This window comes from Corynebacterium sp. HMSC062E11, from assembly GCF_001811845.1.
GTDB classification, from domain to species: domain Bacteria; phylum Actinomycetota; class Actinomycetes; order Mycobacteriales; family Mycobacteriaceae; genus Corynebacterium; species Corynebacterium hesseae.
In genome coordinates, this window is sequence record NZ_KV806780.1 from 46873 (window position 1) to 63143 (window position 16271).

Here is a 16271-nt window from a genome sequence, read left to right on the forward strand (position 1 = left end):
AAGAAGGATTAACCAACCAAGTATGCCTCAAGGGCGTCACCAAGCCATAGTTGGTCGCGCTCGCCTACCAGCTCACGGATCGAGTGCATCGAGAGCATCGGCACTCCCACATCAACGGTGGGGATGCCCAGACGGGTGGCAGAAATCGGCCCGATGGTGGAGCCACACGGGACATCGTTATTTCCCACGAAGCGCTGGACCGGAACACCCGCACGGCGGCAGGCAGATTCCCACAGGGCCACGGTATTAGCGTCGGAAGCATAGCGCTGGTTGCCGTTAATCTTGGTCACCGGGCCTTGGCCGATGATCGGGTGATGCGTGGGATCGTGCTTTTCGGCGTAGTTGGGGTGCACGGAGTGCGCGGCGTCGGCCGAGACACAGCTGGAGCGCGCAAACATCTGGAAACGCTGCTCCTCGTTCGCGCCGAGGGCACGGGCGGTGCGGGTCAGGATATCCCCCAGGATCGGGCCACCTGCGCCGTAGCGCGAAGAGGAGCCCACCTCTTCGTGATCAAAGGCCGCCATGACGAGGACGTCCTTGTGCTCGATGGAGTCGGCGTTCTTTGCAGCAGCGAGCAGGGCACGCAGCGAAGCATGAACGGAAGAAAGGTTGTCCATGCGCCCGGCAGCGATGAGCTTTTCGCCGGCGCCAAAGACCTCACCGCGCTGGGCATCCGCGGTAATCAGGTTGAAGGAAGCGATATCCTCTGGGTCTACGCCAAGCTGCTTGCCGACGACCCCCATCACCGACGTCTCCGGAGTACCCACGGAGAGCACCGGCTGCATGTGGCGCTGGCGATCCGGCTTGAACTCATCTTTGCGGTAGAGGTGGATCGCCAAGGAAGGCAAGCGCAGCAAGGGGCCGGTATTGATCAAGTGGCGGCTGCCATCCTTCGTGATGACCTGGCCGCCGACGGTGAGCTCGCGGTCGAACCAGCTGTGGAGAAGCACCCCGCCATAGACCTCGACGGCTACCTGCTGCCACCCTGCGGAATCGAAGTCCGGGGTGGGCTTGAGCGCCAGGCCGGGCGAATCGGTGTGGGAGCCGATAATGCGGAAGCCGGAATCCGGGCCGGCGCCTTCGGGGACATACCATGCCATGACCGCACCACCCCGGACCATGACGTGGCCGCCTGGTGCAGCTGACCATTCGGCAGACTCATCTTGGCGGCTAAAGCCGGCGGCGACGAGCGTGCGCGCCACCTCTTCAGCCGCGTGATAGGACGAGGGGCTCGCGGCGATGAAATCAAGAAACTCTTGCGTAGTGCTCATGCCATCTAGCTTGCCACGGACGGTCGGGAGATGCGGGAAGGTTCGCGGTGGGCTATGCGCTAGGCTGAGAAACACTATGCCGAAACGACTAGCCCTCTCTCCTTCCCGTGCCTCCGACTACAAACAATGCCCGCTGCTCTATCGCTTCCGGGCTATTGACAAGTTGCCCGAGCCCAAGACGAAGGCCCAGGTGAAGGGAACGCTGGTCCACGCAGTCCTAGAAAAGATGCACCAGCTGCCCCGCGAGCAACGTGAGTACCCAGCCGCGGTGAAGATGATTAAGCCCGAATGGGCGGTGATGCTGGACAAAGACCCCGAGCTGCGTGAATTGGTGCCGGAGCCCGAAGAGCTGGACTTCTTCGTCGAGGCGCGCGAACTGGTCAAGGGCTACTTCCAGATGGAAAACCCCCAAGGCTTCGACGCCCACAAGTGCGAGATGTACGTCGATACCGTCTTGCCGAACGGTGTTCCTGTCCGTGGGTTCATCGACCGCGTCGACGTTGCCCCCACCGGCGAGGTACGCGTGGTGGACTATAAGACGGGAAAGAAGCCGCTCCCCCGCTATTCCCAGGACGCGCAGTTCCAGATGAACTTCTACGCGCTGGTGTACTGGCGGCTGCTCGGCACCATCCCCACGCAGTTGCGGCTGATGTACCTCAAGGTCCTGGATTCGATGTTCCTCACGCCGGGGCCGGAGGAGCTCGAGTACTTCGAGCGCGACCTGGGTGAGCTCTGGGCCAAGATCGAAGGCGATGGCAAGTCCGGTGACTTCAGGCCCAAGACCTCGAAGCTCTGTGGCTGGTGTTCTTTCCAACACCTATGCCCCGCCTTCGGCGGCACGCCACCCGAGTACCCCGGGTGGCCGGACCGGGCCTCGTAGACGGCGCCCCGAAGAGCGCGCCGCGGCTTAGAACAGGCCAGAGATGGAACCATCCGCAGCAACATCGATGTTGTTGGCCGCGGGCTTCTTCGGTAGACCCGGCATGGTCATGACGTCGCCGGTCAGCGCCACGATGAAGCCAGCGCCTGTGCGGGGCTGCAGCTCGCGGACATGAAGGACGTGGCCTTCCGGGGCGCCGAGCTGGCTCGGATCATCCGAGAAGGAATATTGAGTCTTCGAGATCACGACTGGGAACTCCTCCCAACCGTTGTCCTTGATGTACTTCAAATCCTTCAGCGCCTTAGACGAGTACTCCACCCGCTCGGCGCGGTAGATTTCCCTAGCAATGGTGTCGATGGAGGCCTCGATGCCCTCAGCGGGATCATAGAGCTGGTGGGAGTTACCCTCGGAAAGACTCTCCAGAAGGCGCTCAGCCAGCGCTGTTGCTCCCGCTCCGCCCTTGGCCCACACTTCTGCTTCTTCGAGCGCGACGTCGAAATCGGCGGCCCACTGGCGCATGAACTCGCGCTCGGCCTCGGTATCGCTCCAGAAGAGGTTGAGAGCGACCACTGGCTTGAGGCCAAATTTGCGCACGTTCTCAACGTGGCGCTCGAGGTTCACCACGCCCTTCTTTAGCGCCTCCAGGTTTTCGGTAGTGAGTTCCTCGCGGGGCTGTCCGCCGTTGTACTTCTGGGAGCGGATAGTCGCAACAACGACGGCACCGGCGACGTCAAGATCACCGAAGCGGGACTTGACGTCCATGAATTTCTCGCCGCCGAGATCCGCGCCGAAGCCTGCCTCCGTGAGGACAATGTCACCGAAGCGCATCGCAGTCTGGGTTGCCAGCAGCGTGTTGCAGCCGTGAGCGATATTGGCGAAGGGGCCGCCATGGACGAAGGCAGGGGTGCCGCCCAGGGTCTGGACCAGGTTAGGGTTCAGGGCATCACGCATGAGCGCTGTTAGTGCGCCTTCTGCGCCCAATTCGCGGGCGGTTACTGGCTTTTGGTCGTAGGTGTAGCCCACAGTGATGTCACCGAGACGCTTCTTTAGGTCTGCCAAGTCGGTTGCGAGGCCGAGGATGGCCATGATTTCCGACGCCGCCGTAATGGTGAACCCAGTCTCCCCCGGCACGCCGTGGGCGGGGCCACCGAGCCCGGTAACAACGTGGCGCAGGGCACGGTCATTGACGTCAACGCAGCGCTGCCAGGTAATGCGGCGCGGATCGATGTTGAGCGCATTGCCCTGGTGGATGTGGTTATCGATGATGGCGGCCAAGGTGTTGGTGGCCGCGGCGATAGCGTGGAAGTCACCGGTGAAGTGGAGATTGATGTCCTCCATTGGGACAACCTGAGAGTAGCCGCCACCCGCGGCGCCTCCCTTGATGCCCATGACAGGGCCCTGGGAAGGCTCGCGAAGGGCGACGATAGCCTTCTTGCCCAGCTGCGTGAGGGCGTCGGTCAAGCCGATAAGAACAGTAGATTTACCCTCGCCAGCTGGCGTCGGTGAGACGCCGGTGACGAGGACCAACTTGCCATCTGCGGGAGTATCCCCAACTCGAGTGATATCCACTTTGGCTTTGCTTTGCCCATAAGGAATAAGAGCCGTCTCCGGAATGCCTGCGCGTGCAGCAATATCCGTAATCGGTTCGAGCTGGTGAGCTTGAGCAATATCAACATCAGAAGGTTGCGTAGTCATGCTCTCCAGCTTAGCGCGCTAAAGAAGCGCGCTAAGCAACATCAAATTATTTCTAAATGATGCTAGGTGATGCTAGATAAGGACTGCGCCAAAGGCGTAGCACAGGAGGACCGACAAGACGATGCTCACAGTGCCTGGAATGATGAACGGGTGGTTGAAGACAGCCTTGCCAATGCGAGTCGAGCCAGTGTCATCCATTTCGACGGCCGCCAACAAGGTCGGGTACGTCGGCAGGATGAACAGCGCGGACACTGCTGGGAAGGCAGCCACTGCGGTAAGCGGGTTGACGCCGAGGGCCAGGGCTGCCGGCATGAGAGCCTTAGTGGTTGCGGCCTGCGAGTACAGGAGCGCCGCAGCGAAGAAGAGCACGATGGCCAGCAGCCACGGGGCGGACTCAATGATGGACCCGGAGATGGCCTGGATGTCCTCCATGTAGTGGTTGATCAGCGTGGTACCCAACCATGCGACACCGAGCACGCAGATACAGGCGGACATACCCGACTTGAAGACAGGCGTGTTGAGAACGTCGCCGGCGGGGACCTTGGTGACCATGACGATGAGTGTTGCGGCGGTGAGCATCACTGTCATGATGGCCTCGTTACGCGGCAGCGTCGGTTCCTCGATAAGACCCACCTGGGATGAGGTAAGGGTGGCCCACAGCATCACGATGACGATGGCGACTAGGAAGATGATGACCGAGGTCTTTGCACCTTGTGCCGGAGCGTAGTTCTGGGAACCCTGCGGCAGCTTCACCAAGCCCTGGGCCTTGCGCTCTTGGTAAACGGGGTCATCTTCGAGTTCTGCGCCCGAGCGGTTTGCTACCCAAGCGGCAGGGAAAATGGAGAGGAACGTAGCCGGAATAAGGACCGCGAGGATCTGCAAATAGCCCACGCCCATCGGCTCCAGCAGCGAAGCCAACAGAACAACGGCTGCGGAAATAGGTGAGGCACAGATTGCCATCTGCGAGGCTACGACGGAAATCGAAAGCGGGCGGGAAGGACGGACCTTGCCTTCCTTCGCTACCTCAACGATAACCGGGAGCGTGGAGAACGCCGTGTGGCCGGTGCCTGCCAGAACGGTCATCAACCACGTAACGATAGGTGCGTAGAACGTGATCCTCTTTGGGTTCTTGCGAAGAAACTTTTCGGCAAGGTAGACCAGATAGTCCATACCGCCAGCACGCTGCATGGCAGCAATGGCGGCGATCACGGTCATGATGATGCCAATGACATCAAAGGGGATGTCTTCACGCGTTACGGGGACACCGGTGAGGCCGAGTAGTAGAACGCCCAAGCCGCCGGCCATACCAATACCGATCGAACCAATTCGGGCACCGAGATAAATCGCCGCAAGGACGATAATGATGTGCACAACAACCATTATGTAACTCCAATATGTGCAGGTGAACTGCAGTATGGGTGGTAATTCGCGCTGTGGTCAGTACACGACCTGGGCGCGACAACTGACAGTTCTAATTCTGCCCTATTTATGTGGCTTTGGCGAGAATCCAGGCCCGATTGTGTCCGTTTACACACCGATGCCAACCACTGCACCCCCATCGGGGTATCCAGGGTGTCGGCAGCATCAGTCGGATTGAAAACAGCCAAACGCCCGTACCACCTTCAGCGAGGCAGTACGGGCGTGGACGAAACAGCAGAGCGTATTTACAACACTGGTGCTGACGAAGGTTTATTCATCGATGTAGAGCTGACCGCGGAACTCCGGGTGCATGAGGTTCTCAACGGACAGAACCTTGTTGAGGGTCTCCTCATCGAGCAGGCCCTTCTCCAGAACGAGCTCCTTGACGCCCTTGCCGGTCTTGAGGGACTCCTTAGCAATCATGTCACCGTTGTGGTGACCAATGAACGGGTTCAGGTAGGTGACGATACCGATGGAGTTCTCAACGTACGCGCGGCAAACATCAGCGTTAGCCGTGATGTCCACGACGCACTTCTCACGCAGGGTGTCGACGGCGTTGCCCATGATGCGGATGGACTGGAACAGTGCCTCACCGATAACCGGTTCCATGACGTTGAGCTGCAGCTGACCAGCCTCGGCAGCCATGGTGACTACGTGGTCATTACCGAAGATCTTGAAGCAGACCTGGTTGACAACCTCCGGGATAACCGGGTTGACCTTACCCGGCATGATGGAGGAACCGGCCTGACGCGGTGGCAGGTTGATCTCTGCCAGGCCGGCGCGCGGGCCAGAGGCCAGCAGGCGCAGGTCGTTACAGATCTTGGCCAGCTTCATCGCTGCGCGCTTAATGGTGGAGTGCAGAAGCACGTAGGCGCCACAGTCGGAGGTTGCTTCAATGAGGTCGCGGGCGGTCTTGATCTCAAGGCCCGTCACCTCAGACAGTGCTGCGGTGACCTGGTGGCGGTAGCCAGCCGGGGTGTTCACGCCGGTACCGATGGCGGTTGCGCCGAGGTTGATCTCCAGCAGGCGCTTCTGGGCGTCACGCAGGATGGCCTGCTCTTCGGCCAAGTTGTGAGCGAAGGCCTTGAATTCATCACCCAGGGTCATCGGCACTGCGTCCTGCAGCTGGGTGCGGCCCATCTTCAGGATGTCAACGAACTCATTGCCCTTGGCGTGGAATGCAGCCTGCAGCGCGTCGATACGCTCAATGAGGTCCTCCATCGCGTAGTAGATGCCGAGACGGAAGCCGGTCGGGTACGCGTCGTTGGTGGACTGGGACATGTTGACATCATCGTTCGGGTTGATGATGTCGTAGGCACCCTTTTCCTCACCGAGGTGCTCGAGCGCCAGGTTGGCCACAACCTCGTTGGTGTTCATGTTGAGCGAGGTGCCAGCGCCACCCTGGAAGACATCCAGCGGGAACTGGTCCATGCAGCGGCCTTCTTCCAGAATCTGGTCACAAGCCCAGATAATTGCTTCTGCCTTCTTCTTCGGAAGAACGTGCAGGCGGCGGTTGGCCATAGCGGTGGCCTTCTTGACCTGGACCATGCCGCGGATGAAGTCCGGGATGGTGTTGATGGTCACGTAGGAAATCTGGAAGTTTTCGATAGCGCGGAGCGTGTGAACGCCGTAGTACGCATCGTTCGGAACTTCCAGGGAGCCGAGAAGGTCAGTCTCAGTACGCGTCTTCTTGCTAGAGGCGGACTTCGAAGACTTGTTGGTGGCCTTTTCTTCGACCTGGGACTTTACATCCTTGGTCTCTTTGGCCTCTGCTTGTGCATCCTTCTTAGTTGTCTTTGCCATCGGGGCTGACTCCTTGCATAAAAATCGAAGAACGATGATGGTCAGTCCCCATCGTAGCTAGGAGCCCGAATAAAATGTTTGGAATCTCCCCCTAAAAGCGGGCAATCCGAAGATCCGAGGCAAGAATTGCCTCTGCCCCGAGCTCTTCGAGGCTGTCCATAACTTGGTTGGCCAGTTTGCGGGGAACCATGACGCGCACGGCAACCCACCCTTCACGGGCCAAGGGAGAGATGGTCGGTCCTGTAAGCCCAGGGGTCACTGCCTCGACGTCTGGCAGCTTTTCTTCTGCCACGTTGTAGTCGAGCATGACGTAGTGGCGCGCATTGAGGATTCCTCGAATGCGGCTAAGCACAACGTTTTCATCAGCGGTGACGTCTTCTCCCTCACGCTTTATCACCACGGCCTCCGAGGAGACGATGGGGTCGCCGAAGGGTTCAAGCCCCTGCTGGCGGAGGGTGGCTCCTGTGGAGACAACGTCGGCAATGACGTCCGCGACTCCAAGGTGAATCGAAATCTCTACTGCACCGTCAAGGCGGATAACCTCTGCATCGATTCCATTGGCAGCGAGGTGATCGCGCACCACGTTGGGATAGGACGTGGCGATGCGCTTGCCTTGCAGCTTGGCGACGTCCCACTGCTCCCCTGCTGGTGCGGCGTAACGGAAGGTCGAGCCGCCAAAATTGAGTGCTAGAACTTCATTGAATTTCGCGCGGGAATCGAGCGCTAAGTCTCGACCAGTAATTCCCAGATCCAAGACGCCTTGTGCCACGTAGATAGCGATATCCTTTGGGCGCAGAAAGAAGAACTCGACTCCGTTCTCCTCGTCCACGACGTTGAGCGATTTACTGTGTCCGCGGCCCTTGTAGCCGGCTTCCTTGAGGATTTCAAGGGCTGCCTCGGACAGCGATCCCTTGTTGGGGACGGCGATTTTGATCATCAGTGTGTGGTGCTTTCTACGCTGAATACGGTGAATGGTGGGACGGCTTTATGGCCGATTAAAGGTAGGTGTAAATGTCTTCGAGCTTCAGGCCACGCTTATGGGCCATAACCTGGAGCCAATACAGCAGCTGTGACATCTCCTCAGCGAGCTCTTCATCAGACTGGTATTCCGCGGCGATCCACACTTCGCCAGCCTCTTCGATGATCTTCTTGCCCAGATGGTGGATGCCTTTGTCAAAAGACTCCACGGTGCCGGAGCCCTCAGGGCGTTCGGCGATCTTCTGGGACAGTTCCTCAAATAGGCTCTCAAAATTCTTCACGGTGGTTTATTCTTCCACACCGCTGCATAAAATTCTGCTAGTCGGCCGAAATTCTCAGTTACGCAAAGCCGGCTGACATGATGCGCAACTGAAATCGGTACGTCTAGTCGGCGCGCAACCGGCTAAACCACTCGTGAACATTGGCCGCCGTCGCCCCCTTCAGATGACGGTGAGCAGAGCCCCGGAGGTCAGTAATTTCGGTGGCTTGCTCGGGCACCGCGACGTGGTCTCCCTCCGGCAGTCCGATGACGGTGCACCCGGCGTCGACAGCCGCGCGCATACCTGCCGCAGAGTCTTCAAATACAAGGCAGTCCCGTGGATCGGCACCCACTCGACGCGCCGCCTCGATATACATATCGGGGGCAGGTTTGCCTTGGGGTACTTCGTCACCGCAAATCGTGTCGACGAAGTACTCGCGGCCTAAGGCCGCAATCGCGGAATCAGCCACATATCGTTCCGTGTTTGTGGTCACGATCATCGGCATTCCCAGGCCCTTGAGTTCGTCGAGCAGCTCGGGAATCCCCGGGAAAATCTCCAGGTGTTGGGCAAAAAGGGACCTGACGTAATCGAACATGAGCGCACGATAGCGTTCGTTATCTCCTGGCTGAAGCGTAACGCCTGCTTTGTGCGCACAGATGCTGAGTGTGTCTTCGAAGGTAGCGCCAACCGTGGCCAAGCGCTCCGTGGGTGTTAAGCGGCGCCCCAGTGTTTCAGAGAGATAAAAAGTGGCCTCTTCCCACAGGGGCTCGGAGTTGGTCAGTGTGCCGTCCATATCCCAAAAGATTGCTGCTGGACGGGTAGTGAAAGCGGAAGTTGCGTGGTCAGTCACTTAGAAGTCCAGCTCCGGAAGCTGCGCGAGTGCCTCATCGTCCGCACCGGTTGCCGCAGAGGCGGAGTGAATAAGCTCCGTGAGCTCTTCCTTCTCCTCCGGTTCCAGCACTGCATCTGCGTTTTCTTGGTTGAAGGCCGCGAGCTTGTCCACGGTGGGGCGTACCGCGGCGCTCAGGAGTGACCCTTCAGGGTCATCCGGCAGCTTATCCATATCGTCAAGGAAGGACTCCAAGATAGTGCGAAGGCGTGGGAGTACCGCGGCATCAAACGGGGCCTCCCAGAACTCCTTTTCTTCTTCCTTGAGGTAATCCCCGGTAGCGAAGGACTGTAGGTTGGACATGAACTCATCAACGGTGGGCTGGAATTCTGCACGAATCGTCATGAGCTAAATCATGCCTGAAGTTACCTAGAGGCGCACGCCCAGCAAGGAATTAACTGCGGTGCGCAGCAAATCGGATGCCTCTTCTGTTGCTTCCCCGGATTCTGGAGCCTTCTTCGCCCATTCATCGAGAACCGCAATGGCGCGCGGAGTATCGAGATCATCAGCCAACGCCAACCGCAGGTGCTGAATGACCTCCTTGACCTCCTCCACAGTGCCCGGATGGCTTAAAGCTTCGCGCCATCGCTGGAGTCGCTCCTGCGCAGTGCGCAAAACGTCATCTGACCAGTCGCGGTCGGCACGGTAGTGGCCGGCGAAGACACCCAGGCGTATCGCTGAGGGATCGACGCCCGCCTCCACGAGCTTGTGGACGAACACGAGGTTGCCCAAAGACTTGGACATCTTGGTTCCGTCCAAGCCGATCATGCCGGTGTGTACATAGGACTGCGCCATGCGCTCCACGCCGAGCGCTGCTTCTGCGTGCGCTGCGGAGAATTCGTGGTGCGGGAACTTCAGGTCCGAACCGCCGCCTTGAATATCGAAGCTGGAGCCAAGCCGGTTGGTTGCGATGGCGGAGCACTCAATGTGCCATCCAGGGCGGCCCGGCCCAAAAGGCGAATCCCAGGCCGGTTCGCCTTCACGGTGCGCGCGCCAAATCAGAGCGTCAAGAGGATCGCGCTTGCCGGGGCGATCAGGGTCGCCACCGCGCTCGGCAAAGAAGGTCTCCATTTGCTCGCGGGAGTAATTCGACTCGTAGCCGAAGTTCTTCGTGGCCTCGATGGATGCGTAGACGTCCGGATAGTCGGGGTCATCGACGACGTAGGCCGCACCTGCGTCGAGAAGCGCCTGCACCATCTCCGTAATCTCGTCGATGGCTTCCATCGCCCCAACGAAGTGCTGCGGAGGAAACACGGAGAGCAGCTCCATGTCTGAGCGGAAAAGGTTGATTTGGGAGGTCCCCAACTCGCGCCAATCCACGCCATCGCGCTCCGCGCGCTCGAAGAGCGGATCATCCACATCGGTGATGTTCTGGGCGTAATTCACCTTGTAGCCGTTATCCAGCAGCTGGCGGTAAATCAGATCAAAGGTCAGATAGGTCGCGGCGTGGCCCAGGTGGGTCGAATCATATGGGGTGATGCCACAGACGTACATGGTGGCAGTCTCCCCACTGATGTCGAGCTTCTTTACCGCTTCATCAGCGGAGTCATAGAGGTGAAGCGGCGACGGAGCGCCAGGGACGGAATCGATGTGCGGGACAGGCCAAGATTGCATGCCCACAATCCTAACGTGTGCTGCCTCCGACGCGGGCGCATGGCCGGGCACATGGCTATGTATCGCAGGGTGCTGCGGGGCTGCGCCTCCTCACCACCTACGCGGCGAGCACGCCAAGGCCCAGCAAGAGCATGACGATCAGGCCGACGGGGATGCGGTAAGCGGCGAACCACTCGAAGGAGTGGCTGCCCACGAACTTCAGCAGCCAGGCGATAGATGCATAGCCCACAACGAAGGCGATGAGCGTGCCAACGAGTAATTGGGCGCCGGTGGCGGATTGTCCCACGGTGGGACCGAAGGCGTCGCCAAGCGAAAACAGCCCCGAGGCCATCACCGCCGGAATAGCCAAAAGAAAGCTAAAGCGCGTGGCCACCTCACGGTCGAGGCCGAGGAAGAGGCCACCGGAGATGGTGCCGCCGGAGCGTGAGACGCCAGGGATGAGTGCTAGGCATTGGCATAGTCCCATAACGATGGCATCGCGCATCGTGAGCTCGTCGAAGCCGCGGGTTTTCTTACCCACGCGCTCTGCCAGGATGAACACAAAGGAAAACAGGACGAGCATGGAAGCAGTAATCCATAGGTTGCGCAGATTATCCCTTATCAGGTCTTTCCCCAGCACTCCCAGGATGCCAATCGGAATTGAGCCAACGATGACCATCCAACCCATTCGATATTCCTGACCGCGCTGGTCCTTGTGTACGAGGCCCACGCACCAGCCTTTCAGGATCTGCCAAATCATCCCGGCGAAGTAGACAATCACCGCTAGCTCGGTGCCCAGCTGGATGACAGCGGTGAAGGAAGCACCGGCATCCTGTCCCCAGAAAAGAGTGGAGACGATGCGCAAGTGCCCGGACGAGCTCACGGGCAGGAATTCGGTGAGGCCTTGGACAAGAGACAGGACGATGACCTGCAGCCATGTCATGGCTTCAGTTGTAGCTGTTGTAGTCACCCGCGATAGCCTACTCGGGAGTCCCATCGCTTCCTGTTTCCACCACGCTGGCTGCTAGGATGAGGGATCGTGAAAACGCGTCGAGTCCTGCTTTCTTTTGCCCTCCTTTCCAGCGCATGCGCGCTTGCCGCCTGTAATCCTACGGTCGGGGTTGGCGGGGACCCCGACTCGGCGGTCTATGGCAAGGCCGAGCCCGCGTCCTCCCCGGCATCCGAGAAGCCGGTGGGTAACGTCGTGCCATTCGATGCAGCGACAGACCTCGCAGCCGTCGGCGACATCCTCGCCGTGCGCACCGAGGACTCGCTCGCGGTAGGTTCAGCTGCGGACTTTGAAGGCAAAAAGTCCGCGCAGGTTACCGTGGGCGAGAAATGTGGTGACCTCACCGCTTCTGAGAAGCACTTCCTTCTAGCGTGCGGGGATAGCGTTATGCTCATTGATCCGCTCAAGCCGGATTCCCCGCAGGAATTGGCTGTGGAAGAGGAGCAACCGGTGACGGTGGCTGCGGAAGCCTCCAGTGGCGAAGTCTTCGTTGGCTCGAAGGACTCCACCACCATCGGCGTGTACCTAGACGGCGAACGCACTACCGGCATCACTGTGGAAGCAGGCTCGGATCAGCTCATCTCCGTGCCTAATCCGGATGGCGCCGACGGCATCGTCCGTGTCTTGAGGGAAGACTCCACGATTCAATCGCTGGACTGGGAGAAGGAGCGCGCAGGAGGACGCCTTCGCGTGGGCCAGGGTGTAGGTCAGATCGCAGGCGGCGAGGGCGCCGTGGTTGTGGCTTCGGATACCGTCGGCAAGCGCATCGCCATTTACACCGCCAGCGACGTCATCCGCTTGCACCAGTACGGCAATACCGATGGCACGCCGTGGGGTGTGGCTTGGGACGCCGGGCGCAAGCTAGCGTGGGCGACGACTACAGACAACAACCTCCTCCACGCCTACACCATCGCTGCGGGTGTCCCGGAGAACGTCGGCACCATGGATACGGTGGCGGATGCGCGCAATATTGCCGTGCTTGGCGACGGCACCCTCGTCGCCGCCTCCGCTTCTGGCGACGGGCTCCAATTCATTTCTGATCCACAGCTCTCGAAATCCCCGCGTTAGTATTTCAGTCCCCCCTTCAGCCTCAACTTTCCAAAGGACAATGCATGCAGTACTCCGCTCTTGACCGCGCCCGCCACGTGGCTTACCAAGCCGCCTTGAAGGGGATGTTTAAGCTCAGCCCGGAAAGAATTCACGGGATCATCAACGGCGGGTTGGCTGTGTTCCAATCGGCCGGCCCCTTCAACCGAGCTCTGGGCAAAGCTCTGCCAGTCAGCGATCCCGTCCTTGAACAAGACGTGTTTGGTGTGCACTTTCCGCGCCCGCTGGGTCTAGCAGCAGGCTTTGACAAGAACGCGGCGGCAGCCGACGTCTGGTCCCCCATCGGCTTTGGGTACGCGGAGCTGGGCACCATCACCCCGAAGCCGCAGCCGGGAAACCCGGCTCCCCGGTTGTTCCGGCTCAAAGCAGACAAGGCCATCCTCAACCGCATGGGCTTCAATAACGAAGGGGCGCTGGCGGCCGCACGAAACCTGCGGAAGCGCCGCTACAACGATGTCATCGGCATCAATATCGGAAAGAATAAGGTCACCGAGGCTGAGCACGCGGTCGATGACTACCGTCAGTGCGCATCAGTTCTCGGGGATTTGGCCGACTACGTTGTGGTCAACGTGTCCTCCCCTAATACCCCGGGACTGCGTGACTTGCAGGCAGTGGAATCGCTGCGCCCCATCATGGAAGCCGTGGTGGAATCGACGTCCTCGCCGGTCTTGGTCAAGATTGCCCCAGACCTCAGCGATGAGGACATTGATGCCGTGGCGGATATGGCCGTTGAAGTGGGGCTGGCGGGAATCGTGGCTACCAACACCACCATTTCTCGCGAGGGTTTGAAAACCCCCTCTGCTGAGGTTGCCGCCATGGGCGCAGGCGGCGTGTCGGGTCCCCCAGTGGCTGCGCGTTCCTTAGAGGTGCTCAAGCGCCTCCATGCCCGCGTAGGAGACGACCTGGTGCTTATTTCCGCGGGCGGAATCTCCACCCCGGAGCAAGCATGGGAGCGCATCACGGCAGGCGCTTCGCTGTTGCAGGGCTACACCGGCTTGATTTACGGCGGCCCGGATTGGATCCGTGACATCCACCGCGGCATTGCCCAGCAGATCCACGCTCACCGCCTCAGCAATATCTCGGAGGCCATTGGTTCTGGTCTTGAATGGATTGACTAGCCCGGCGAAGAGCTTTCGGGCCAGCCGCACGGGGCGCTTCAGCGTTTAGCGCAACGTGCGGCGGATGATAACCGCGCACAGCCCTGCCGCCACTGCGTAGAGGAAGACGACGTATTGGCCCATCGTTGTAAGGACCGTACTGGGCAGCGCGCGGCTGGCGATGATAAGCACTAGCGCGAGAATCAGCGCAATGATTTGTTCGCGGCTACCACGCTGATCGCGGCGTTGGGTACTGAATGCGCCGACGAGGAGGGCTGCACCAACGATGGCGAGGCGGCGCCACGTCCATTCGAAGGTCGCGCCCCATCCGTCGGTGAAAATGGACACGAGCCCGAATAGCGCCAACACGGCAGCCAACAACATGAAAGCGCCGCCCACGCGCAGGGCGGCGGGGATTTCTACTCCGTCGGATGTGGGAGGGATGTCCGGGTTCTTACTCATTGTGATGAGTGTAATTGGGCCGCTTAGTGGGCCTCGTACCAGCCCCAGGTAATCGCGCGCCCGAGGGTGTGGAAATAAAGGTTGAAGCCGAGGACCGTAGGTGTTGCCTCCGGGTCGATCTCGAGGCGTTCGACGTCGACAGCGTGAACGGCGAAGAGGTAGCGGTGCGGGGCGTGACCAGCAGGCGGCTGGGGGCCGTAATAGACGCGCTGGCCAGAGTCACCGCGCAAGCTGATAACGCCTTCGAGTCCGAGATCCTCAGCGGCCCCTGCACCTGTGGGGAGCTCGCGTACGTCGGCCGGGATGTTGAAGGCAGCCCAGTGCCAGAAGCCGGACCCCGTCGGCGCGTCAGGGTCAAAGCACGTGACGGCAAAGGACTTGGTCCCTTCGGGCACGTCCGACCAGGACAGCTGGGGCGAGACATTTTCAGGTGCGCGGAAACGCTCTGCGATCTCCGCTCCCTCCTCGATATCGGACGAGGTCATGGTAAAAGCTGGGACATCCCCCAACGGTGTATAGGGGTCTGGGCCGGGGAAACGGGAGTCGGTAGCGTAGTTCGCAGTGGAATGTGAAGTGTTGCTAGTCATAAATCCATTTCTACCGGAAAGCTATCTGCCGCGTTGCCGCTTACTACCCGACTGTCTCAGGAGGTGGCAGTGGATACGCAACTTTCATCGTTGTGTTTTCCTCGTTTAAGAACACAGTGAAAACCCGCTCTGAAGTGGCGATTTGTGAAGTTATGCCGGTTCGGGATACAGTATGCGAGTGCCCAGCCGAGAGGCTGAACAAACACCCTAGCCCGGGTGGCGGAATGGCAGACGCGCTAGCTTGAGGTGCTAGTGTCCTATTAACGGACGTGGGGGTTCAAGTCCCCCCTCGGGCACAGACCGAAGCCCCGTGCTTCACACCGTCAGAGATGATGATGTGAGGCGCGGGGCCTTCTTCATGCGTCTAGGGTCTATGCGTGCGATTCCGCAGTAGGTGCCGTCTCCTCTACTACCGTAGCCTTCTTCTTCGACGTGATGTAGCTATGCAGGCCCTTGATGACGATAGGCGCCACCGACAACGCGATGATAAGCAGCATAATCTTCTCAATCGAGTCAGCAATGCCCGGAATGTTTCCGAGAAAGACACCAACGAGATTCATGGAGAGCACCCAAGCGACTGCGCCGCTGACATTCCATCCAATGAATTTCTTGTACCGCATTCTCGCCGTGCCGGCGGCTACCGGAATGAAGGTCCGCACGATTGGGACGAATCGTCCGAGCACTAGTGCAAGCGGGCCGTGCTTGCGGAAGAAGTCCTCGGCGGTGTTGAGATACTCCAGTTTGAGAAGCCGTGCGTCCTTCTTAAACAGGCCACGGCCAAAACGGTGCCCAATCCAGTACCCCACCTGGTCACCAGCTATCGCGGCGATCATGCCTACAGCAATGAGTACCCACAGGGAGACCTGGAGCTCATGGCGCAGAATCGCGGCAGTTACGAGTAGTGAATCACCCGGAAGAAATGGGAAGAGCACACCGGACTCGATGAAGACGACAAGGGCTATACCACCGATGACCCAGGGCCCAAAGGCTTCGAGCAAGGTGGCTGCGTCCATATAAGACGTGAGGTTGTGGATAAAGTCCATAATGCTCTCCAAAGAAAAATGCAGGCGCCAGGGCGGGCGCCAAAAGTAGGTAGTGAATCAAGAATTCGCTCCGCAGCTAGGGCGTAGAGACAATAAAGGTGAAACTAGCTAAGACGGTCACAATAGAAGTGGACCTAGAGATGCTTGCGGATGCGCAGTGCTGTTCAGTATCCCGCGT

16 protein-coding genes and 1 tRNA gene are annotated in these 16271 nt (G+C 59.5%); 4 read left to right on the forward strand and 13 right to left on the reverse strand.

The genetic code is table 11. The features are described 5' to 3' along the window. Positions 1-8: 8 nt before the first annotated feature. Positions 9-1271: a M18 family aminopeptidase gene (locus tag HMPREF2822_RS02560; protein WP_070520601.1), complete on the reverse strand. Its 1263-nt coding sequence runs from the start codon at positions 1269-1271 to the stop codon at positions 9-11. Between the two features lie 76 nt (positions 1272-1347). Between HMPREF2822_RS02560 and HMPREF2822_RS02565 the strand changes: the two genes are divergently transcribed. Further along, positions 1348-2151: a RecB family exonuclease gene (locus HMPREF2822_RS02565; protein WP_070520526.1), complete on the forward strand. Its 804-nt coding sequence runs from the start codon at positions 1348-1350 to the stop codon at positions 2149-2151. A 27-nt stretch (positions 2152-2178) separates the two neighbouring features. Here HMPREF2822_RS02565 and HMPREF2822_RS02570 read toward each other — a convergent pair whose 3' ends face one another. From HMPREF2822_RS02570 to HMPREF2822_RS02610, 9 genes are all read right to left on the reverse strand, one after another. Then, positions 2179-3846, reverse strand: a complete 1668-nt coding sequence (locus HMPREF2822_RS02570; protein WP_070520529.1) for a formate--tetrahydrofolate ligase — start codon at positions 3844-3846, stop codon at positions 2179-2181. A 72-nt stretch (positions 3847-3918) separates the two neighbouring features. Then, the gene (locus HMPREF2822_RS02575; protein ID WP_070520532.1) at positions 3919-5226 is read right to left on the reverse strand and encodes an anaerobic C4-dicarboxylate transporter; all 1308 of its coding nucleotides are present in this window, start codon (positions 5224-5226) and stop codon (positions 3919-3921) included. Positions 5227-5535: 309 nt separating this feature from the next. Next, positions 5536-7068, reverse strand: coding sequence for an aspartate ammonia-lyase (gene aspA, locus HMPREF2822_RS02580; RefSeq protein WP_070520535.1), 1533 nt, complete (start codon positions 7066-7068; stop codon positions 5536-5538). Between the two features lie 91 nt (positions 7069-7159). Next, complete coding sequence (hisG, locus tag HMPREF2822_RS02585; RefSeq protein ID WP_070520538.1) at positions 7160-8005, reverse strand: ATP phosphoribosyltransferase; 846 nt, start codon at positions 8003-8005, stop codon at positions 7160-7162. Between the two features lie 58 nt (positions 8006-8063). Then, a complete protein-coding gene (locus HMPREF2822_RS02590; RefSeq protein WP_070520541.1) occupies positions 8064-8327 on the reverse strand; it encodes a phosphoribosyl-ATP diphosphatase in 264 nt (87 codons plus the stop codon). 103 nt (positions 8328-8430) lie between these two features. Beyond that, positions 8431-9156 (reverse strand): HAD family hydrolase, encoded by a 726-nt coding sequence (locus HMPREF2822_RS02595; protein WP_070520544.1) that lies wholly within the window; start codon positions 9154-9156, stop codon positions 8431-8433. Then, entirely contained in the window at positions 9157-9540 is a 384-nt protein-coding gene (locus tag HMPREF2822_RS02600) for a hypothetical protein (RefSeq protein WP_070520547.1), read from the reverse strand. It abuts the gene before it with no gap. Positions 9541-9564: 24 nt separating this feature from the next. Next, the gene (gene mshC, locus HMPREF2822_RS02605; protein WP_070520550.1) at positions 9565-10809 is read right to left on the reverse strand and encodes a cysteine--1-D-myo-inosityl 2-amino-2-deoxy-alpha-D-glucopyranoside ligase; all 1245 of its coding nucleotides are present in this window, start codon (positions 10807-10809) and stop codon (positions 9565-9567) included. Between the two features lie 97 nt (positions 10810-10906). Beyond that, positions 10907-11758 (reverse strand): undecaprenyl-diphosphate phosphatase, encoded by an 852-nt coding sequence (locus HMPREF2822_RS02610; protein WP_198530948.1) that lies wholly within the window; start codon positions 11756-11758, stop codon positions 10907-10909. 69 nt (positions 11759-11827) lie between these two features. Here HMPREF2822_RS02610 and HMPREF2822_RS02615 point away from each other — a divergent pair, with 69 nt between their 5' ends. Both HMPREF2822_RS02615 and HMPREF2822_RS02620 read left to right on the forward strand, forming a co-directional pair. Next, positions 11828-12865, forward strand: a complete 1038-nt coding sequence (locus HMPREF2822_RS02615; protein WP_070520557.1) for an NHL repeat-containing protein — start codon at positions 11828-11830, stop codon at positions 12863-12865. 44 nt (positions 12866-12909) lie between these two features. After that, positions 12910-14022, forward strand: a complete 1113-nt coding sequence (locus HMPREF2822_RS02620; protein WP_070520560.1) for a quinone-dependent dihydroorotate dehydrogenase — start codon at positions 12910-12912, stop codon at positions 14020-14022. Positions 14023-14067: 45 nt separating this feature from the next. Here HMPREF2822_RS02620 and HMPREF2822_RS02625 read toward each other — a convergent pair whose 3' ends face one another. Together HMPREF2822_RS02625 and HMPREF2822_RS02630 are read right to left on the reverse strand one after the other, a co-directional pair. After that, positions 14068-14463: a hypothetical protein gene (locus tag HMPREF2822_RS02625; RefSeq protein WP_070520563.1), complete on the reverse strand. Its 396-nt coding sequence runs from the start codon at positions 14461-14463 to the stop codon at positions 14068-14070. Between the two features lie 23 nt (positions 14464-14486). After that, the gene (locus HMPREF2822_RS02630) at positions 14487-15050 is read right to left on the reverse strand and encodes a YbhB/YbcL family Raf kinase inhibitor-like protein (RefSeq protein ID WP_070520566.1); all 564 of its coding nucleotides are present in this window, start codon (positions 15048-15050) and stop codon (positions 14487-14489) included. Positions 15051-15260: 210 nt separating this feature from the next. On the opposite strand from HMPREF2822_RS02630, the gene HMPREF2822_RS02635 reads away from it, so the two are divergent. Next, positions 15261-15346 (forward strand) — tRNA-Leu (locus tag HMPREF2822_RS02635). A gap of 75 nt (positions 15347-15421) precedes the next feature. Here HMPREF2822_RS02635 and HMPREF2822_RS02640 read toward each other — a convergent pair. Continuing rightward, on the reverse strand, positions 15422-16093 hold the full coding sequence (locus HMPREF2822_RS02640) for a DedA family protein (RefSeq protein WP_185964743.1): 672 nt from the start codon (positions 16091-16093) through the stop codon (positions 15422-15424). Positions 16094-16271 lie beyond the last annotated feature (178 nt).